Annotated in this window: 19 protein-coding genes; 5 read left to right on the forward strand and 14 right to left on the reverse strand. The window is 55.6% G+C overall.

What is annotated here, in order from left to right:
* Positions 1-165 precede the first annotated feature (165 nt).
* The 3 genes from parC to ACH1XZ_RS12975 all read right to left on the reverse strand — a co-directional run bounded on the left by parC (position 166) and on the right by ACH1XZ_RS12975 (position 3871).
* Positions 166-2424, reverse strand: a complete 2259-nt coding sequence (parC, locus tag ACH1XZ_RS12965; protein WP_395595899.1) for a DNA topoisomerase IV subunit A — start codon at positions 2422-2424, stop codon at positions 166-168.
* 110 nt (positions 2425-2534) lie between these two features.
* Positions 2535-3401, reverse strand: coding sequence for an AraC family transcriptional regulator (locus ACH1XZ_RS12970; RefSeq protein ID WP_395595900.1), 867 nt, complete (start codon positions 3399-3401; stop codon positions 2535-2537).
* 74 nt (positions 3402-3475) lie between these two features.
* Complete coding sequence (locus ACH1XZ_RS12975; protein ID WP_395595901.1) at positions 3476-3871, reverse strand: YgiW/YdeI family stress tolerance OB fold protein; 396 nt, start codon at positions 3869-3871, stop codon at positions 3476-3478.
* Between the two features lie 150 nt (positions 3872-4021).
* On the opposite strand from ACH1XZ_RS12975, the gene qseB reads away from it, so the two are divergent.
* The 4 genes from qseB (at position 4022) to ACH1XZ_RS12995 (ending at position 7059) form a co-directional block, all read left to right on the forward strand.
* Positions 4022-4681, forward strand: coding sequence for a quorum sensing response regulator transcription factor QseB (qseB, locus tag ACH1XZ_RS12980; protein ID WP_395595902.1), 660 nt, complete (start codon positions 4022-4024; stop codon positions 4679-4681).
* Complete coding sequence (gene qseC / locus ACH1XZ_RS12985; RefSeq protein WP_395595903.1) at positions 4678-6027, forward strand: quorum sensing histidine kinase QseC; 1350 nt, start codon at positions 4678-4680, stop codon at positions 6025-6027. Before qseB ends, qseC begins: the two co-directional genes overlap by 4 nt.
* A gap of 105 nt (positions 6028-6132) precedes the next feature.
* A complete protein-coding gene (locus ACH1XZ_RS12990) occupies positions 6133-6714 on the forward strand; it encodes an NAD(P)H-dependent oxidoreductase (protein WP_395595904.1) in 582 nt (193 codons plus the stop codon).
* A 30-nt stretch (positions 6715-6744) separates the two neighbouring features.
* Positions 6745-7059 (forward strand): putative quinol monooxygenase, encoded by a 315-nt coding sequence (locus ACH1XZ_RS12995; protein ID WP_395595905.1) that lies wholly within the window; start codon positions 6745-6747, stop codon positions 7057-7059.
* A 112-nt stretch (positions 7060-7171) separates the two neighbouring features.
* Here ACH1XZ_RS12995 and ACH1XZ_RS13000 read toward each other — a convergent pair whose 3' ends face one another.
* The 3 genes from ACH1XZ_RS13000 to ACH1XZ_RS13010 all read right to left on the reverse strand — a co-directional run bounded on the left by ACH1XZ_RS13000 (position 7172) and on the right by ACH1XZ_RS13010 (position 11592).
* Complete coding sequence (locus tag ACH1XZ_RS13000) at positions 7172-8362, reverse strand: glycoside hydrolase family 88 protein (RefSeq protein ID WP_395595906.1); 1191 nt, start codon at positions 8360-8362, stop codon at positions 7172-7174.
* A gap of 25 nt (positions 8363-8387) precedes the next feature.
* Positions 8388-9656, reverse strand: coding sequence for an oligosaccharide MFS transporter (locus ACH1XZ_RS13005; RefSeq protein ID WP_270502823.1), 1269 nt, complete (start codon positions 9654-9656; stop codon positions 8388-8390).
* 97 nt (positions 9657-9753) lie between these two features.
* Positions 9754-11592, reverse strand: a complete 1839-nt coding sequence (locus ACH1XZ_RS13010; RefSeq protein WP_395595907.1) for a DUF2264 domain-containing protein — start codon at positions 11590-11592, stop codon at positions 9754-9756.
* A 152-nt stretch (positions 11593-11744) separates the two neighbouring features.
* Here ACH1XZ_RS13010 and ACH1XZ_RS13015 point away from each other — a divergent pair, with 152 nt between their 5' ends.
* Complete coding sequence (locus tag ACH1XZ_RS13015; RefSeq protein WP_395595908.1) at positions 11745-12602, forward strand: helix-turn-helix transcriptional regulator; 858 nt, start codon at positions 11745-11747, stop codon at positions 12600-12602.
* On the opposite strand, the gene ACH1XZ_RS13020 is transcribed toward ACH1XZ_RS13015, so the two are convergent.
* The 8 genes from ACH1XZ_RS13020 to nudF all read right to left on the reverse strand — a co-directional run bounded on the left by ACH1XZ_RS13020 (position 12599) and on the right by nudF (position 20240).
* Positions 12599-13888: a TRAP transporter large permease gene (locus tag ACH1XZ_RS13020; protein WP_395595909.1), complete on the reverse strand. Its 1290-nt coding sequence runs from the start codon at positions 13886-13888 to the stop codon at positions 12599-12601. The genes ACH1XZ_RS13015 and ACH1XZ_RS13020 overlap by 4 nt on opposite strands.
* Before the next feature lie 12 nt (positions 13889-13900).
* Complete coding sequence (locus ACH1XZ_RS13025) at positions 13901-14449, reverse strand: TRAP transporter small permease (RefSeq protein WP_395595910.1); 549 nt, start codon at positions 14447-14449, stop codon at positions 13901-13903.
* 57 nt (positions 14450-14506) lie between these two features.
* Complete coding sequence (locus tag ACH1XZ_RS13030) at positions 14507-15484, reverse strand: TRAP transporter substrate-binding protein (protein WP_185668385.1); 978 nt, start codon at positions 15482-15484, stop codon at positions 14507-14509.
* Positions 15485-15767: 283 nt separating this feature from the next.
* Entirely contained in the window at positions 15768-17663 is a 1896-nt protein-coding gene (parE, locus tag ACH1XZ_RS13035) for a DNA topoisomerase IV subunit B (RefSeq protein ID WP_395595911.1), read from the reverse strand.
* Between the two features lie 27 nt (positions 17664-17690).
* Positions 17691-18266 (reverse strand): esterase YqiA, encoded by a 576-nt coding sequence (yqiA, locus tag ACH1XZ_RS13040; protein ID WP_035893716.1) that lies wholly within the window; start codon positions 18264-18266, stop codon positions 17691-17693.
* On the reverse strand, positions 18266-19093 hold the full coding sequence (cpdA, locus tag ACH1XZ_RS13045) for a 3',5'-cyclic-AMP phosphodiesterase (RefSeq protein ID WP_395595912.1): 828 nt from the start codon (positions 19091-19093) through the stop codon (positions 18266-18268). Before cpdA ends, yqiA begins: the two co-directional genes overlap by 1 nt.
* A gap of 92 nt (positions 19094-19185) precedes the next feature.
* Positions 19186-19611 carry a DUF1249 family protein gene (locus ACH1XZ_RS13050; RefSeq protein ID WP_395595913.1) on the reverse strand — a complete coding sequence of 142 codons (426 nt, stop codon included), beginning with the start codon at positions 19609-19611 and terminating at the stop codon, positions 19186-19188.
* Positions 19608-20240: an ADP-ribose diphosphatase gene (gene nudF, locus ACH1XZ_RS13055; protein WP_333496161.1), complete on the reverse strand. Its 633-nt coding sequence runs from the start codon at positions 20238-20240 to the stop codon at positions 19608-19610. Before nudF ends, ACH1XZ_RS13050 begins: the two co-directional genes overlap by 4 nt.
* Positions 20241-20257 lie beyond the last annotated feature (17 nt).

The raw sequence follows: 20257 nt of genomic DNA on the forward strand, positions 1-20257 counted from the left end.
TGAACCACTTAGAATGTTACCGATCAGGCGGGTGCCGACAGGATATATACCGGACAGGGCTTTGTTACTTGCAGACCCCTGCAAAGGGGTATTGTTAATCGCAACGGCTGAATTAACAACGGTTTCACAGTAATTTTTCCCCCGCCTGACGACGGGGGAAAATAATTACTCTTCGCTGTCACCCGCCGAGGCGCGACGCGGCGAATCAATCTCAATGCGATCGATTTTTTGCAGGCCGCGCATCAGGGTGCCGCGACGACCGCGCTCACCCGTCACTTTTTGCAGCTCTTCCGGGCGCAGTTTGATCTTACGTTTGCCCACATGGAAGGTCAGCGTACTCTGCGGCGGCAGCACATACAGATGCGCCAGGCTATCAACGCCGCTGGCCGCTTCCGCCGACGGGATATTAATAATCTTGTTGCCCTTACCTTTTGACAGCTGCGGCAGGTCGCTCAGCGGGAACATCAGCATACGACCCGCCGAGGTGATAGCCAGCAGCATATCGCTCTCGTCTTCGATGACCACCGGCGGCATCACGCGGGCGTTATCCGGCAGTGAAATCAGCGCCTTACCGGCACGGTTACGCGCCACCAGGTCATTGAAGGTACACAGGAAACCGTAGCCCGCATCAGATGCCATCAGCAGCTTGGTATCGTCGCCTTCCATCAGCATATGCTCAACGGTCGCGCCCGGCGGCAGCGTTAGCTTGCCGGTTAACGGCTCGCCCTGACCACGTGCGGACGGCAGCGTAATCGGGTCGATGGCGTAGCTGCGACCCGTCGTGTCGACAAACACCACCGGTTGGTTGCTCTTGCCTTTCACCGACGATTTCCAGCTATCGCCGGACTTATAGTTCAGCCCCTGAGCATCGATGTCATGGCCTTTCGCACTGCGTACCCAGCCCATCTGCGACAGCACGATGGTGACAGGTTCAGACGGCAGCATGTCATGTTCGCTCATCGCTTTCGCTTCTTCGCGCTCATGCAGCGGCGAACGGCGGTCGTCACCGAAGGCTTCGGCATCGGCCTGCAGCTCTTTCTTCAGCAGGTTGCTCATTTTGCGTTCGGACGCCAGGATCGACTGCAGATGATCGCGCTCTTTGGCTAAATCATCCTGCTCGCCGCGGATCTTCATCTCTTCGAGCTTCGCCAGGTGGCGCAATTTCAGCTCAAGGATCGCTTCCGCCTGGGTTTCGCTGATGCCAAAGCGCGACATCAGCGCCGGTTTCGGCTCATCTTCGTGACGGATAATCTCGATCACTTCATCGATGTTGAGGAACGCCACCAGCAAACCTTCGAGGATATGCAGGCGTTTGAGCACTTTCTCGAGGCGGTAGTTCAGACGACGACGTACGGTGTCGCGGCGGAACGCCAGCCATTCGGTGAGGATCTCCAGCAGGTTTTTCACCGCCGGACGACCATCCAGCCCGATCATGTTCAGGTTGATGCGGTAGCTCTTTTCCAGATCGGTGGTGGCGAACAGGTGGTGCATCACCGGTTCCATGTCCACGCGGTTGGAACGCGGCACGATAACCAGACGAGTCGGGTTTTCGTGGTCGGATTCGTCGCGCAGGTCATCGACCATCGGCAGCTTTTTGTTACGCATCTGCGCCGCGATCTGTTCCAGCACCTTAGCGCCGGAAACCTGATGCGGCAGTGCGGTAATCACCACCGCGCCGTCTTCTTTATTCCACACCGCGCGCATACGCACGGAGCCACGGCCGTTCTGGTAAATTTTGCGGATTTCCGCGCGCGAGGTGATGATTTCCGCCTCGGTCGGGTAGTCCGGGCCCTGAACGATATCCAGCACCTCGTCGAGCGTGGTCTGCGGTTTTTCAATCAGGGTAATTGCGGCTTTCGCCACTTCGCGTAGGTTGTGCGGCGGAATATCCGTCGCCATCCCCACGGCAATACCGGTGGTGCCGTTCAGCAGGATGTTAGGCAGGCGCGCAGGCAGCATTTTCGGCTCCTGCATGGTGCCGTCAAAGTTCGGCACCCAATCGGCTGTGCCCTGCCCCAGCTCGCTTAACAGCAGCTCGGAATATTTCGACAGGCGGGATTCGGTATAACGCATCGCCGCGAACGATTTAGGATCGTCCGGTGCCCCCCAGTTCCCCTGGCCATCGACCAGCGGGTAACGGTAAGAGAACGGCTGCGCCATCAGCACCATCGCTTCGTAGCAGGCGCTATCGCCGTGCGGATGGTACTTACCCAGTACGTCACCGACGGTACGGGCGGATTTTTTAAATTTTGCGGTGGCGTTCAACCCCAGTTCCGACATTGCGTAAACAATGCGGCGCTGCACCGGTTTCAGGCCATCGCCAATAAACGGCAACGCACGATCCATGATGACGTACATGGAGTAGTTTAAGTAAGCGTTTTCCGTAAATTCATGTAGCGCAAGGCGCTCTGCCATATCGCTCATTAACAGTGGATCCTCAATCTGCATGCTGACCGTTCGGACGGCAATATTGCCGCAGATAATACCCTATCTCACGGTCTGAGTCACAAACCGTGAGAGAGGTTGGGAGCGGGTTAACGAAGCGGTAAATAAATATCCGTCAGCAGCGCATGTTCCGGCACCTCATGAACGAAATTGAGGTACTGGAAAAAGACCGGGAAGTCGCGCGGCGTCTCGCCGCTGCCGGGCAGCCATTCGCGGAACAAATACCAGACGCTGTCAGACAGCGAATCCAGCGCTCCCTGATGACGCACCACCGCGCAGCGCCCGCCGGGAATCACCGCGTTAACCACGCCGTACGCATTCTCCGGTATCGGTTTAGCGATGCTGCCGCAGATATCAAAACGAAACTGTTCCGGCGGCGTGGTCTGCGGGTCATGCCAGGCAATACCGTAGGTCTGACTGCTCGTCACCGGCGAATGCCCGGTGCGGCGTCGCCACTCAATAAAGGTTGCCGCGCTGTCGTTCACCCGATTCGGGTGCCCCTGATGGGTCAACATGGCAACGTTGGTTTGCGGAAATTCAACGATTTTCACGTCCATTACGTGCTGCTCCTGTAAAGCCAGTTTAGGAACGCGTTGGTGCCAGGCTGCCCAGTCCGGTTTTTGGCGGAACTGGCGCGGGTTTTGGCCAAACGCAGTTTTAAAGGCACGAGTGAACGACTCCGGGTTCTGAAACCCGGCATCCAGCGCAATATCGATAACCTTATCCTGCGGGTTAAACGCCAGCCGCCACGACGCGCGGCGCAGACGTAACCATTGGATATAGCGATACAGCGGCAGGCCGCTCCAGGCGGTAAATTGCCGATGGAAATGAAATGGCGAACTGTGCGCCATCCGGCTTAACGCCTCAAGCGAGAGAGGCTCATCCAGATGACGCTCAATGTGGTCGCAAACGCGCCGCAGGCGTTCGGAATAAGCCGCGCTTAATAAGTCACTCATCACTGCCTCCTTGCGGGATATTCTGCCCACCTGGCCGCAGTGAATCCTGACCGATCTTGCGCAGTCTTAGCAGATTACGGATTCACTTTGCGGATCTGTTTCACGTCGATTTCAACGGAGTTCCAGTCTTTATCCACTTCACCCTGGATTTCAACCACATCCTGCGGGGTGATGGTCTGACCGTTCCAGCGCTTGTGATCAATATCCACATTTACGGTGCCACTGGCATCTTTAAAAATATACAGATCGTCGGACACGCGCTCGATGATGTTCCCGCGCAGCGTAACCCAGGTGTCATCACGCATGGTTTTGGCGTTCGCCGCGTTGGTCACAGTGCCGTTAGGGCCAACGAAGCCGCCAGCCTGCGTCGTCGTGGTGCTGGACGGGCCGGAAAATCCGCCCTGAGTGGCGGCGAATGCCGGTGCAGAAGCCAGGGCCAGAATGGCAGCGATAGCAGCAAGTTTCTTCATGATTTGTTCTCCCTTTTGTGGTGTATGAGCACTATTACACCCGCCATTTCTTAACAACTTCTTAAGAGGAAAAAAGATTTATTTTTGCTGTACAGCAACCGCGCAGGCGCGGTTTACTTGGCATATAAAGCAGCGAGCAAGGAGCAGCAGATGCGCATTTTATTAGTGGAAGACGACAAGCTTATCGGCGACGGTATTAAAACCGGGCTCGGAAAAATGGGCTTCAGCATCGACTGGTTTACCCGCGGCGAAGAGGGGAAAATTGCGCTGTACAACGCCCCTTACGACGCGGCGATCCTGGATCTTACCCTGCCCGGCATTGACGGGCTGGATATTCTGCGTGAGTGGCGCGAAAAATCCCGCCGCGAACCGGTGCTCATTCTTACCGCCCGCGATGCGCTCAGCCAGCGCGTCGAGGGGCTGCGCTTAGGCGCTGACGACTACCTCTGTAAACCGTTCGCGCTGATTGAGGTCGCCGCCCGCCTGGAAGCACTTATCCGCCGCGCCCACGGCCAGCCGAGCAGCGTACTGCGCCACGGCGAGGTGGAGCTTGACCCGAATAGCCTGACCGCCACTTTTAAAAACGAGCCGTTGGCGCTAAAGCCAAAAGAGTTTGCCCTGCTGGAGCTGCTGCTGCGCAACGCCGGGCGGGTACTGCCGCGTAAGCTTATCGAAGAGAAGCTCTATAGCTGGGATGAAGAGGTCACCAGCAACGCCATCGAAGTGCACGTCCACCATCTGCGCCGCAAGCTCGGCAGCCCGTTTATTCGTACCGTCCACGGTATCGGCTACACGTTGGGTGACCAATGAATCTGTTCCGTCGTCTAAGCCTGCGCGTTCGTCTGACGCTGCTGTTTATGCTGCTCTCCGCCGTGGCCTGGTGTTTTGCCAGCGTCATCGCCTGGAAGCAAACCACCGACAAGCTGGACAAGCTGTTCGATACCCAGCAAATGCTGTTTGCCAAACGCATCAGCGCGATGGATTTCGCCGACCTGCCGACATCCCGCCAGTGGATTCGCGCGCCGAAAAAAATTAAACACGGCCATCTTGATGAAGACGCGCTGGCGTTCGCTATCTATACCGTCGACGGCAAAATGGTGCTGCACGACGGCGAGAACGGTCCGTACATCCCCTATCACTACCGCCGCGAAGGCTTTGACGACGGCCCGCTGAGCAACGATGACGATAGCTGGCGCTTCCTGTGGCTGACCACCGCCGATAAAAAGTACCGCATCGTGGTCGGCCAGGAGTGGGATTACCGCCAGGAGATGGCGCTGGATATCATCACCAGCCAGCTGACGCCGTGGCTGATTGCCCTGCCGGTCACTTTTTTGCTGTTGATTCTGCTGATTAGCCGCGAGCTGGCGCCACTCAAAAAATTAACCCGCACCCTGCGCCAGCGCCACCCGGACTCCGGCGAGCCGCTGGATACCCACGGCGTGCCAAACGAAGTCCGCCCGATGCTGGATGCGCTCAATCAGTTGTTCCGCAAAACTCACGATATCATGACCCGCGAGCGGCGCTTTACCTCCGATGCAGCCCATGAGCTGCGCAGCCCGCTCACCGCACTGCGGGTACAGGCCGAAGTGGCGCAACTGTCGCAGGACGATCCGGAAAGCCAGCAAAAGGCGCTGATGCAGCTACATGCCGGTATCGACCGCGCCACGCGCCTGGTCGAGCAACTGCTGACCCTTTCCCGCCTCGACTCGCTGGAACAACTCGCCGACGTGCAACCGGTAAATCTCGGCGAGCTGCTGCAATCCTCGGTGATGGACATCTACCACACCGCGCAAAAGGCGGGTATTGAGATTCGCCTGCACCTGAACGCCCAGCAGGTCACCCGCACCGCCCAGCCGCTGCTGATGAGCCTATTGGTGCGTAATCTGCTGGATAACGCCGTGCGCTACAGTCCGTCGGGTAGCGTCGTTGACGTTACCCTGGACAGCCACGGCTTCAGCGTCCGCGATAACGGACCGGGTATTCAGCCAGAAGCGCTGGCGCGTATCGGCGAACGTTTCTATCGCCCGCCGGGGCAGGATGAAACCGGCAGCGGACTGGGGCTGTCGATTGTGCAGCGGATTGCGACGCTGCATGGGATGACGGCGACGTTTGCTAACGCGCCCGGCGGCGGCTTTGAAGTGACGATTCGCGGGTAGCCGATTATTGCCAATCCAGCAAAAGACTTTGCACATTTTGCACATTTAATCGTTACAGCAAGGCGAGTATCATGCCCCTCAAAAGCCAACTTTTGAGGATTTATAATGAGCAACATCCTGATTATCAACGGTGCGAAAAAATTCGGCCATTCTAACGGCCAGTTGAACGACACCCTGACTGAAGTCGCGGAGACCTACCTGCGCGACCTCGGGCATGATGTTAAAGTGGTTCGCGCAGACGGCGAGTATGACGTAAAAGCCGAAGTACAAAACTTCCTGTGGGCCGACACCGTTATCTGGCAGATGCCAGGCTGGTGGATGGGCGCGCCGTGGACCGTGAAAAAATATATCGATGACGTGTTCACCGAAGGCCACGGCTCTCTGTACGCCAGCGATGGCCGTACCCGTTCCGACGCCAGCAAAAAATATGGCTCCGGCGGTCTGATTCAGGGCAAAACCTACATGCTGTCCCTGACCTGGAATGCGCCAATGGAAGCCTTTACCGATAAAGATCAGTTCTTCCACGGCGTGGGCGTTGACGGCGTTTACCTGCCGTTCCACAAAGCCAACCAGTTCCTGGGAATGGAAGCGCTGCCGACCTTTATCACCAACGATGTGATTAAAATGCCTGACGTTCCACGTTATGTTGCAGAATACCGCGAGCATCTTGCGAAGATTTTTGCTTAACTGTTAGCCTGGAATTAGAAGGAGTTAATCATGTTGACCATTATTGCTGAAATCCGTACTCGTCCAGGACAACATCACCGTCAGGCGGTGCTGGATCAGTTCACCAAAATTATCCCAACCGTACTGAAAGAAGACGGCTGCCACGGCTATGCGCCGATGGTGGATCACGCCGCAAACGTGAGCTTCCAGACCACGGCACCTGACTCTATCGTGATGGTTGAAGTGTGGGAAAGCGTGGCGCACCTTGAAGCGCACCTGCAAACTCCGCACATGAAAGCCTGGAGCGAAGCGGTGAAAGGCGACGTGCTGGATACGACGATTCGTATTCTGGAATCAGGCGTTTAAGTTTCGTTGCCGTGATGTGCCGGGTGGCGCTGCGCTTACCCGGCCTACAAAACCAACGTAGCCCGGCTTAAATGTAGGCCCGGTAAGCGCAGCGCCACCGGGCAATAGCCATTTACCAATACAGCTTCCAGCTCTGCGTCATGCGCACCAGCGCTTCCACATAGAAGTAATCCCCCCAGCTACAGCACTCATCCACGCCTTTATCGCTGGCGAAGTGATAGACCGAGTGTTTCAGCACGCCGGTACCCGGCTCGTCCACGCCCATCAGATAGTGTTTCGACAGCGACGACATAATCCCCATCGCCCACTGCTGATAGCGCTCGCGGTCCGGGTCGGTGGTTGGCAGATGTTTCACCAGCTCCAGCAGGCCGCACACCGCAATCGCCGCCGAGGATGAATCGCGCAGCGCGTCAGTGCCCACCAGCGCCAGATCCCAATGGCAAACCGCGTCTTCCGGCAGGCGATTAAGGAAATAGTTCGCCAGCTTTTTCGACAGGCTAATCAACTCTTTATCGCCGGTATACAGGAAGCTCAGCATAAAGCCGTAAATACCCCACGCCTGCCCGCGCGACCAGCAAGAATCATCGGCATAGCCCTGCTGCGTTTTGCCAAAGCGCGGCGCGCCGGTCTGCACGTCCATATAGTAGGTGTGGTAGGTCGAGGCATCGTCACGCACCAGATATTTCGCCGACTGGCGCACGTGGGCGCGCGCGGCATCGGCAAATCGCGGATCGCCGGTCTGCTCGGTCGCCCAGTAGAGCAGCGGCAGGTTCATGGTACAGTCGATAATCATGCGCCCGGCCTGCTCCGGGTCGGTCAGTACACCCCAGGCCTGGATGATTTCCGCTTTACGATGGAAACGCTCCAGCAGCGCTTCCGCCGCCTGCAAAGAGAAGCCGCGTGCATCGCGATTGCCGGTTAAGCGCCACGCTGACACGCAGGAAAGCGTGTACAGGAAGCCCAGGTCATGCGTGTTGGTATCGCAGCGGCCCGCGATACGCAGGCCGAACGAGCGTACGTGTTTTTCCGCCAACGCCCGGTATTTCTCCTCACCGGTCATCTCCCAGGCCAGCCATAGCTGCCCGGTCCAGAAGCTGGTCGTCCACTCAACGTTTTCGGTGAGTGGATAGTAGCCGTTCACGCAGGCTTCGCCCGGGAATTTATCACCGAAATCCGTTAAATGACGGCTAATCAGCTTAAGGACGTGGCTACGCGCCGAGCACAGCTCATCGTTAAACGTCTGAAGATTAACGGGTGCACCCGGAAATTCACGCAGGGTTTCCTCAACGATACGGTTTAACATATTCGGTTCCTTGATTCAGTAAGGCTTATTTAGAAATACCATTCTCAGCCACATCAAGTGCAGGCTGGCGATGATTCTGACGTTTACAGGCGGATAAAGTGAATGCAGAAATCAGCGTAAAGAACAGCGCAATTCCACCCATGATGATATAAGTCTTTTCAAATCCGATACGGTCGTATAATAAACCGGCCGGGGAAGAGACCACCACGTTGCCGATATATAACATTGCCTGATAACCCAATAGATACATGGTGGCGTTAACGCGTTTATCGAAATGCTCAGCAATATATTTAAAGACCGACACCAGCAGCAGACAAATTTCCAGACCGTACAGCGGCTTAATAACGGAAATCAGCAGATGTGAGTCACACAGGCCAGAAATCACCAGGCGCGCACCAACGAGCGCCCCGACAATGATCAGGCCACGTTTTGCGCCAATATAGTTAACGAACATCGGCATGAAGATGTACATCACGAACTCGGTGCCGGACTGCACGGTTCCCAGTAAACCAAAGATAGTGTTGCCTTCGTGCACATCGCTAAAGAAGGTGACAAAGTAGCGTGAGAACTGCTGCTCAGCCACAAACATCATCCACGCCACGCCGGCCACATACAGACAGAATGCCCAGAACTTGCCGCTTTTCAGCAGGTCGAACACGTCTTTCAGGACAATCTTGTCCTTAGAGATAACCGCGCTGGCGTTGCTGGTTTCAGTATCCACCTTCAGGCTGATTAACACCGCCAGCATGACCAGCGATGCCACGCTGCCGAGGATAAAGTTGTAGGCCGGAGAGATATTAAACAGCAGACCGGAGAACGACGACGCCACCGCCCAGCCGAGCGAGCCCCACATACGAATCTGGCCAAACTCCATGCTGTTCAGGCGACTGTAGCGATCGGCATACGATTCACAGGCCGCCACGCCGGCATACCACGCGAAGCTCAGATAAATGGCACCAACAATGATCCCCACGGTGGTGTAGGAGAGCAGCAGCGGTTGATAAACATAAATAAAGAACGGCGCCATCAGGGCCGACATCACTACTACAAAATAGAGCAGATATTTACTCATGCCTATTTTATCGAGAATGTAGCCGTAAATAGGTTTTAGGATAACGGAGAATATACCGTTGACGGCAAACACGGTACCAATTACCGCACCGCTGAGTTCTGCTTTTTGTCCAAGCCAAATAGCAAATAAACCAATACTGGCGGACCAGGTAAAGAAATATAAAAAGATAAATGAACTTATTTTGTAATATTCCAGCCTGTTTGTTGACGATAGTTTTTCCATACGGTCCTCGACAAGACGATGTAGGGGTACAAACTCTGCATCAAAAGGATGCAAAGTTTGTCAGGAGGTATTCCGGTTTATTGTTTTATCCGGATATTTAAAAATTCAGCGTCGTTATTTTCCCGCTGACGCTATCCGTCACGTTCAGCGTATTATTTTCGATATGCAGCGTTGGCAATGCTGGCAACATCATATTATGGTTACCACTTGCCACTACACCACAGCAAAGCCAATGTTCTCCTGGCGCTATCTCACCCGTTAACATCGGGATCGCCGCGCACTCGGCAAACATCACGCTGCTGTTCGGCGGGGTAATGACGCTATCGGCCACGCGTACGGCGTGAGGCGAGAGATCCACCACCGCGCTCACGCCGTTGGCGGCGTTCACCCGGCTCTGACGCACGGTCAGTTCCGCATCAGCTTTCATCACCGCAAAGCCCCCTTCCACCGTCTGCAGGCGACGCGCCGTATTCACACGGTGAACGCGCACGTGCCAGTCACCGCATGGGATAAGCCAGGTATCGACCTGCACGTCGCGCCACGGCAGCCAGCGTGAGTAGATAGCGCCGTCCAGCATCTCCACGCTTTCGCATTCGCGGCGGCCGCGCCAGTAGTTGTCGTTATCCGACAGCAGCAGCATCGAGTCACAGGCCGCGTGCTTAATGCCGTAGCGCCCGCGCTCGATGGTGAAGCCAAAGCGCGTGGAATAGGCAAATTTGGTGTACTTTGCCTCGGTGTTGACGTAGTTGTTCAGCTCGAGCTGGCCGGAGGTGAGCATCACCACATGCTGCGAGTTTTCGCTGTGCTGCAAAATTTGCTGGGCGGGCACAATCGCATGTACCGGCGCCAGGCTCGGCAGCGGCAGTTCTTCCGCCTGCCAGAAAGCGTGCGTTTCCGGCAGCGCCATAATCAGGAATACCTTCAGCGCCCAGTACGGCGAGCCCGGCGAGTTGTAGTCTTCGCACATCGCCAGGTTCGGGTAGGCAAAGCCGAGCGTCAGAATACCGTCACGATCGAAAATCGGCTGATCCAGCCACCAGCGCAGGTGGCGCAGGACAATACCTTTCACCACGCCCGGCGAGAATACATCGAGCCCGGCAAAGGCCACACCGCTCCAGAACGCCACCATCGCGAAGCGGTAGGTCAGGCTGCGGCCAAACGGCACCGACGCCCCGTCAGCGGCGGAAAGGTAGATAAAATCGTGGGCAAACAGACAGGCGCGTTCACGCAGCGTAGCCGCGCGCGTTGGGTCGTCGTCCGCGTTCAGCGTGGCGTAAATCAGGCCGTAAAAGTGGAACGCCATCGAGATGTAGTAATCTTTTGGGCGACCCGGACCATCGGAGTACCAGCCGCCGCCCAGATAGTAAGCTTCCATCATCGTGAAGCGACGGTCGATAGCTGCCTGGTCGTACGGCAGCCCGGCGCGTTTAAAGCCCAACTGTACGATAATCGCGAAGTAGTTCCAGTTGCTGTCCGGCATCTGGGCATCGGTAATTTGGTTCAGCCAGCGGTGCAGGTTTTCCAGTTCGGCAGCGTTGAAATGGCTGGTCAGCTTGTCCTGCAACAACGCAAGGCCAAGGCCGTAGGCCGCCATCTCAACCAGACGCTGGTCGTACGGCCCGGTTTCCCCCCAATAGGATGGGCTTTGCGGGTCAGTCCCGAGCTTAATCGCCGTAAGGTATTTATCGCTAAACGGTACCTCAGCCCCGCCCGCCAGCAGCGGGAACAGGCCCCAAAGCGCTCTCGATAAGCCCTCCATTTCCGCGATATCCGTGCTGTAGTGCGCGCAGGTGTTACCCAGCGAGAACTGCGCGACGTTTTCGGGAAACTGTTTATCGAGAGCGCTCAGCATCGCCGTCAGCGTCTGCGCTACGTCCTGTCGTGATGACAATATTTTTGATATTTCCGTCACTGTCCTGACCCCTAATTTACCCATTCTCGAAAGTGGCTAAAGCATAGAGAATCGGGGTGGCGTAGAAATGTTAACCCGGTCACAACTGATACTATTCAATGAACCGCTGCTTGATAAAATTTAAAACAGTGGTTTAGTAGTAAGATTAAACCGGCAAAAGTTTAAATTTATTGCACATGACTTCGTCCTGGAATACCGAACATCTGGAGCTGATCACGCTAAATGACGCCGTGGCGTCGTTCAGTCGTCTTTTTGCCAACACCGTGCGCTACCAGCACTGGCATCAGTGTCTGGAAATTCTCTATGTCGAAGAAGGGTTTGGCGTGGTAATCGTCGATAATCGCCAGTACACCATGCGCCCCGGCAGGCTCTTTTTCTTCCCGCCGTTCACGCTGCATAAAATCATGGTCGATGAGAAAGCGCAGAATAGTTACCGGCGGACAATTATCCATGTTGACCAGCACGCCATCGCAACGCTGCTACGTCACTTTCCAGAAAATCATCGCCGCTTACAGGCGCTTTCGGCTCGCGGCCGCCCGGCATTCGTGGCGGATTTAGCCGACCAGCACGCGCATATTGATCACCTGTTCAGCCTGTATGCCGCGATGTCCCACGCCTCCGGGCTCAGTACCGAGCAAATCACCTGCATGCTGATGACGCTGTTTAATATGTTACCGCCTGGGCAGGAAAAAATGCCGGAAGCCGGGCGCGGTATCGCCAGTTCAGTCATGTTCTGGATTGAAGAAAACTATCGGCAGAAGTTCAGCCTCGACGCGCTGGCGCAGGAACTGGGGAAATCACGCAGCTATCTGTCGCGCCGCTTTCACGCCGAGACGGGGGAGAATATTCACGATTATCTCAACACGATTCGGCTGCGACGCGCCTGCGAGCTGCTGCTGCACAGCGCGCTGCCGGTGAGCGAGATTGCCGCACAGGTAGGTTTTTCTGAGGTGACCTACTTTATTAGCTCATTTAAAAAGGGGATCGGTGAGACCCCCTTACGGTATCGCAAAAATCACGTGGTTCAGGCCTAATGGAGGCGCCCAGGTAGCCACAAAGAAATCATCGGAACATAGGTGATAATAATCAGCACCAGGAACAGCACGCAGTAGAACGGGATCATGGCCTTCACCACCGTCTCAATTTTCTGCCCGCTCACGGCGCTCGCCACGAACAGCACCGAACCCACCGGCGGCGTGATGAGGCCGATCCCCAGGTTCATCATCATGATGATCCCAAAGTGCACCGGGTCGATACCCAGCTCAACCACCACCGGCAGCAGAATCGGCGTCAGGATCAGAATCAGCGGCGCCATGTCCATCAGACAGCCCAAAAGCAGCAGCATAATGTTGATAATTAACAGAATGACGTACTTATTGTCCGACAGTGACAGCAGCGCGGCGGAGATCTCCTGCGGCAGTCCCACCAGCGTCATCACCGAGCCAAACGCGGCGGCGAAGGCAATTAAAACCATCACCATGGTGACGGTTTTGATGGTGCGGTGAATCAGCTTCGGGAAGTCCTTAAGCTTGTATTCGCGGTAGACAAAGAAGGTCACAAACATCGCCCACACGCAGGCAATGGCCCCAGACTCCGTCGGCGTGAAGAAGCCGGAGAGAATACCGCCAGAGATGATCACAATGGTGATCAGCCCCCAAATAGCGTCTGAGGCAATCTTTATCTTGCGCTTAAGTTCGACGCGTTCCTCTTTCGGATAGTTGTTTCTACGCGCGGCAATCAGGCACATGACGATAAGCGTCAGGCACAGCACCAGCGTTGGGATGATCCCAGCAAGGAACATCGCCGGAATAGTGACCGCCGCGGTGTTCGCCACGATAGCAAACAGCACCGAGTTATGGCTTGGCGGCACGAGGATCGCCTGCACCGAGGCGCTGGCGGTCAGCACCGCACCGAACGAGCGCGGGTAGCCTTTGCGCTCCATTTCCGGGATCAGCACCGATCCGATCGAGGCCGTATCGGCAACCGATGATCCGGAGATCGCCCCAAACAGCGTCGAGGCGAGGATGTTCACCAGCGACAGGCCGCCGCGGATCCAGCCGACAAACAGCCCGGCGAAATCCACCAGCCGTCGTGCCATTCCCCCTTCTGCCATAATCGCTCCGGCAAAAACGAAGAACGGAATGGTCAGCAGGTTAACGTTATCGGTACTGTGGAAAATGGTGATGATAAGGCCGTCGAGGGAGAAATCGGCGAAGGCGGTGACCACCACGGCGGTCAGGCCGACAGCGTAGGCCACTGGCATACCAATCGCCATCAGCGTCACGAAGGTGACGACAAAGATAATCAGCGTTAAGTCCATGGTATTCGCTCCTTAGTGGCCGACTTTCGGCGAGCCAAACTGCACCAGTTCGCGGTGCGTTTGCGGACCGCACAGCATTTTTTCAACCACAAACAGCAGCGTAAAGAACGAGCCCAGCGGGATCGGCAGATGGGTGATCCCCGAGGTCAGGAACGGCAGCGACGGCACCACATCCTCCCAGGCATCCATACAGCCAATGATCCCCCAGTGAATGATAAACAGGCAGGTGGCGAGCATCGCCAGATCGACAAACACCGCCAGCCCTTTTTTCATCACTGGATTGATATGATCGACCAACATGGTGATCGCAATATGACTGCCGGCACGATAGGCCGCCGCCGCCCCCACAAAGGAGAAGGTGATCATACAGATCTGAGATAAAGGCTCCGGCCAGCTGGTTGAGGCGTGCGGCAGAAAGTCCAGCCAGGCGGGAAGATCGGGTCGGAAACGGGCGTAGATCCCCACCAGATAGATAAACGTCATAAATAATAGGCTGATCCCTGACAGCCAGATACAGATCCGATACACAGCATCCATCGCCAGGACATAGTAATTTTTCATTGTTATCCCCAGATCAAAACGGGCAGGCCAGCCCACGCTGGCCCGCCGCTAAGTGGATTATTTGGTGTCCTGAATTTGCTGCATTAAATCGCTGAACTGCTTACCGTATTTCTCACGAACCGGTGCAGTGGCGTCGACAAACGGCTTTTTGTCGACCGGAAGGAATTTCACGCCCTGGCTTTGCAGGCGCTGTTTGGATTTCTCCACGTAATCGGCCCACAGTACGCGCTCTTCAGCCTGCGCTTCTTTCGCCAGCTTCATGATCAGCGCCTGATCGTCCGCCGAGAGCTTGCTCCATTTACGCTTCGAGAAGGCGAGCACTTCCGGGATCATAAAGTGTTCGGTGAGATCGAAATATTTGGTCCCGGCCACCACGTAGTTTTCGGTGTCAAAGGTCGGCTCGTTGTTTTCCGCCGCGTCGATCACCCCGGTTTGCAGGCTGGCGAAGACATCGCCTACCGGCAGGACTATCGGGTTCGCGCCCAGCGCTTTAAAGGTATCAAGGCCGATCGGGTTGTTTTGCAGACGGATCTTCACCCCTTTCAGATCGTCGAGGCTGGTGATCGGTTTTTTCGTTATCAGGCTGCGGGAGCCTGCGTCCATCCAGCCGAGGAAGACCAGGCCGAGATTGCTGTCGGAGATCTCTTTTGCCAGCGTGTTACCAATATCGCCATCCAGCACCTTGTGCTGATGATCGGTATCGCGGAACACAAACGGCATATTGAAGACGCTCACCTGAGGAAGGATGCCACCGACCGGAGCCATGGAAACGCGCAGGATATCAATGGCGCCCGCACGGGTTTTCTCAAGCGTGGTGCTCTCATCACCCATCTGCCCGCTTGGGAACATGCGGATGGACAGTCGCCCGTCGGTTTGTTGGCTGAGTTTTTCACCCATGTGAATCACCGCCGCCGTGGTCGGATAGTCAGCCGGATGTACATCTGAAGCGATGAACACCGTTTTTGCCATCGCCGCCGCAGACCCCATCAGTAACGAGAAAGATAAAACGCTTACTGCCAGTTTTCTTCTTAACATAGACGATTCTCTTTTGATTAAAGATAAAATTCACCATGCAAATCAATAGCCAGCACAGATTGACGTCCATGTTCAGAAGTATGTTTTATATCCAGCGACAGAATATGGTAGAAGTCATACAACTAAACTGTGACCTGTCATACCAAATTTTAAAATGGCATTTCAGATAGCGTAGAAATTAGAATTGAATCGATTAATTAAGCGGGGTGGCAATAAAAAAAGGAGACGCAAGCGTCTCCTTTAAAATCGTAGGCCGGGCAAGCGAAGCGCCCCCGGCAATTTATCAGGCTTCCAGCTCCGCCATGTCGCCTTTCTCCTGCAGCCAGTTACGGCGGTCTTCCGAACGCTTCTTGGCCAACAGCATGTCCATGGTGGCATCGGTATGCTGTTCATCTTCATCGGTGATGTACAGCTGCACCAGGCGGCGAGTGTTCGGATCAAGCGTGGTTTCGCGCAGCTGCATCGGGTTCATTTCACCCAGACCTTTAAAGCGCTGTACGTTCGGCTTGCCTTTCTTGCGCTTAAGCTGCTCCAGCACGCCCGCTTTTTCCTCTTCGGTCAGGGCGTAATACACCTCTTTGCCGAGATCGATACGGTACAACGGCGGCAGCGCCACGTAGACGTGGCCTTCTTTCACCAGCGCACGGAAGTGCTTCACAAACAGCGCGCACAGCAGCGTCGCGATGTGCAGACCATCGGAGTCCGCATCCGCGAGGATACAGATCTTGCCGTAGCGCAGCTGGCTGAGATCCGAACTGTCCGGATCGATACCGATCGCCACGGAAATATCGTGCACTTCCTGCGAGGCCAGCACTTCATCGGAAGAGACTTCCCAGGTGTTCAGGATCTTACCTTTGAGCGGCATGATCGCCTGATATTCACGATCGCGCGCCTGTTTAGCGGAACCGCCTGCGGAGTCACCTTCGACGAGGAACAGTTCGGTGCGAGCCAGATCCTGTGCGGTACAGTCGGCGAGTTTACCCGGCAGTGCCGGGCCGCTGGTAAGCTTTTTACGCACCACTTTTTTCGCCGCGCGCAGACGGCGCTGGGCGCTGGAGATAGCCATTTCGGCCAGCAGTTCAGCGGCCTGGACGTTCTGATTCAGCCACAGGCTGAAGGCATCTTTCACCACGCCGGAGACAAACGCCGCGCACTGACGGGAAGAGAGACGCTCTTTCGTCTGCCCGGCGAACTGTGGGTCCTGCATCTTCACCGACAACACGTAGGCGCAGCGATCCCAGATATCTTCCGCCGACAGCTTCACGCCGCGCGGCAGAATGTTGCGGTATTCGCAGAACTCGCGCATCGCATCGAGCAGGCCCTGACGCAGACCGTTAACGTGCGTACCGCCCTGCATGGTCGGGATCAGGTTGACGTAGCTTTCAGTCAGCAGTTCGCCACCTTCCGGCAGCCACAGCAGCGCCCAGTCTACCGCTTCAGTGTCGCCAGAGAAATTACCGACAAACGGTTTTTCCGGCAGCAGCGGCAGGCCGTTTACGGCTTCGCAAAGGTAGTCGTTCAGACCGTCGGCGTAGCACCAGGTCTGTTCGGTGTCGTTCACTTTGTCTTTAAAGACGATTTCAACGCCGGGGCAAAGTACCGCTTTCGCTTTCAGCAGGTGGCTTAAGCGGGAAACGGAAAAGCGCGGGCTGTCGAAGAAACTTTCGTCCGGCCAGAAGTGGACGCTGGTCCCGGTATTGCGTTTGCCGCAGGTACCGGTCACGTGTAGGTCTTCAACTTTGTCGCCGTTTTCAAAAGCAATGGTGTAGATCTGACCATCGCGGCGAACGTTCACCTCAACGCGCTTCGACAGGGCGTTGACCACCGAGATCCCTACGCCGTGCAGGCCGCCGGAGAACTGGTAGTTTTTATTGGAGAACTTACCGCCCGCGTGCAGGCGGCAGAGGATCAGCTCAACCGCAGGTACGCCCTCTTCCGGGTGGATATCAACGGGCATGCCGCGACCATCGTCGATCACTTCCAGTGATTGATCGGCATGAAGGATCACCTCAACACGCTTCGCGTGCCCGGCAAGCGCTTCATCCACACTGTTATCAATCACTTCCTGACCAAGGTGGTTCGGACGTGTGGTATCTGTGTACATCCCCGGGCGGCGGCGAACCGGCTCAAGCCCGGTGAGTACCTCAATGGCATCAGCGTTATAAGAAGATTGCGTCATGATCTATTCGTAGGTAGTTGGCGCTGCTTAATGCAACCCCAGAAAATCGATAATCTGTGTGAAGTGATCTTCAAAGCCGGTAAATGCGTGATTACCGCCCTCCTCTACCGTTTGTCGGCAGGAGGCGAAATAGTCCACGGCCTGGCGGTAATCAAGCACTTCGTCGCCGGTCTGCTGAAGCAACCAGATAAGATCCGGCGCTTCCAGTGGGTCAATTTGCATGACTTTGAGATCGTAAATATGGCGTGACTCTAGCACATATTGCTGCCCGGTGTAGGGATTCTCGTTCGGGCCGAGGAAATTCACCAGCAGCTCGAACGGGCGTATCGCCGGGTTCACGACCACGGCTGGCAGCATGTAGCATTGGGACAGCCAGGTGGCGTAATAACCGCCCAACGATGACCCCACAATACCCAACGGCTCGCCGCCATATTCTAGCACCAACGCTTCAAGCATCTCCGCCGCTTCCGCCGGGTAAGCCGGTAGCTGGGGAATAACCATATTCACGTCGGGATAGTGCTCCGCCAGCCACTGCTTAAGCGCAGTAGCCTTGGCAGACCATGGGGAACTGTTGAATCCGTGCAGATAAAGAAGCGTCGCCATCAATAGCCTTCAGATGCGGTATCAGGATGGAATTCGCACCCGGCAAGGCGGCAAACTTCGGTGGTTAATGAACCATCGGCATGCAGCTCCAGCCAGCGCCATCCAGGGGAAACGGTATCCAGCGTGAAGTTGGCGCAGTGCGGCTTAAACTGCACGCAGGTCGATGGCGTCGCCATAATCCGACGGCCATTCCAGTCAACGTCAAGCTCCTGATGGATGTGCCCACAAAGCAGGTTTTTCACGCGCGGGTAGCGTACCAGTACGTTATCCAGCGAAGCGGCATTACGCAGGCTGTGCTGATCGAGCCAGCTGCAACCCGCCGGCAGCGGATGATGGTGCAGTAGCAGCAGCGTGTGTCGTTCCGGTGCTTCAGCGAGTCGTTTCTCCAGCCACTCGAGTTGGAACTCGCTTAGCTCGCCGTGAGGAACGCCAAAGACCTGACTGTCCAGCAGTAGGATCTGCCAGTGCTCGCCTACCATAACGCGCTTAGCCGGGGAGATCCCCGCGTCCTGAAGCGTGCTGTACATGGATGGCTGGAAGTCATGGTTACCCGGTAACCATACGCAGGGCGCAGAAAAGCTCGCGATGCCGTCAGCAAAGTGCTGATAGGCCGCGGATGAATGATCCTGTGCTAAATCGCCTGTCGCAACCACCAGGTCGGCGTCACGCGCCGAGGCATGAATGGCCTGCAAAACGGCGTGATAGCTCTCCCAGGTGTTCACGCCTAACAGCGTTTCATCTTTCTTAGCAAACAGGTGAGTATCAGTAATTTGCAGTACCCTGACACTGGCCCCACCAGCCAGAGGAAGGTTTAAAAGGCTTTCCAAATGGTGTCCTTAGGTTTCACGATGCAAACATACACATCATCCTTTCATGCTGCATCATCACTGGCAGCGTCTCAGAGGCAGCCTGAAAGATGCTATGTACAAACCGGAATCGCCATCGCTCCATGTGCTAAACAGTATCTTAGCCAATCAGCTAAAAACTGATTAATTTGATGCTTTTCGTCGCGTTGATGCAACTTTTTATTTGGATAATCATATCGCGCTTTGAAGCGAAAGATCTGCTGACTTGAACACACTTCAGCCACCATCGCATCGTGATACAGCCGTACGCTCATCGATGGCAGGCTCCAGTAGCTCACCGCCGGGTACGTCTGTTCAATGGTGACCAGCGTAGTGTAGCGAGTTGATTCCGTTATCGTTAACCGATATTGCGCATTGGCCACCTGATAGTTCACCGTTTCGCCGGCTTCATCAATGCGCGGCAGTAATCGACGTAATTGTGCGAAATTGGTTTCGCACAGGCGCATCATTTCAGGGAAGTCAGGTGTGTAACGCTTCATTTGATCCACTCTTTTCGTAAGTCCTGATAATGCAGCTGTAGCCATTGCAAAGCGATGACAGACGCTGCGTTGTCAATTTTTCCCTCTTCAACACATTGATAAGCGTACTCCCGGCTTACCACATGAACCCGGATATCTTCGTGTTCATCCGCCAGGCCATGAATACCTTTGGCCGTTGTTGCATCCACTTCACCGACCATAATGGTCAGGCGCTCGCTGGTGCCACCAGGGCTTGCCAGATAACTCAGACACTCTTTAACCCGCCCAAGTTCAAGCCCGGCTTCTTCCTGCGATTCGCGACGAGCCACGTCTTCCACGCTCTCGCCCTCTTCAATCATGCCAGCAACCATTTCCAGCAAATAGGGGGTCTCACTGGTGTCGTAAGCCGCAATGCGAATTTGTTCAATCAGCACCACTTCATCACGCACTGGGTCAAAGGGTAGCAAGACTGCCGCGTGACCGCGCTCAAAAATTTCGCGTCGAACTTCCCCGCTCATCTCACCGTTAAATAAACGATGGCGAAAACGGTACACATCTATTGAAAAAAAACCGCGATATACTGTTTCTCGTGCAATAATTTCTACATCGTTTTTCGAGAGGGTAACCACCGGGTTACGTGATTTTGTCATGGCCTTGCCTATGCTGT

The sequence above is a fragment of the Kluyvera chengduensis genome (assembly GCF_044197065.1).
In the GTDB taxonomy this organism is placed as follows: Bacteria; Pseudomonadota; Gammaproteobacteria; order Enterobacterales; family Enterobacteriaceae; genus Kluyvera; species Kluyvera ascorbata_C.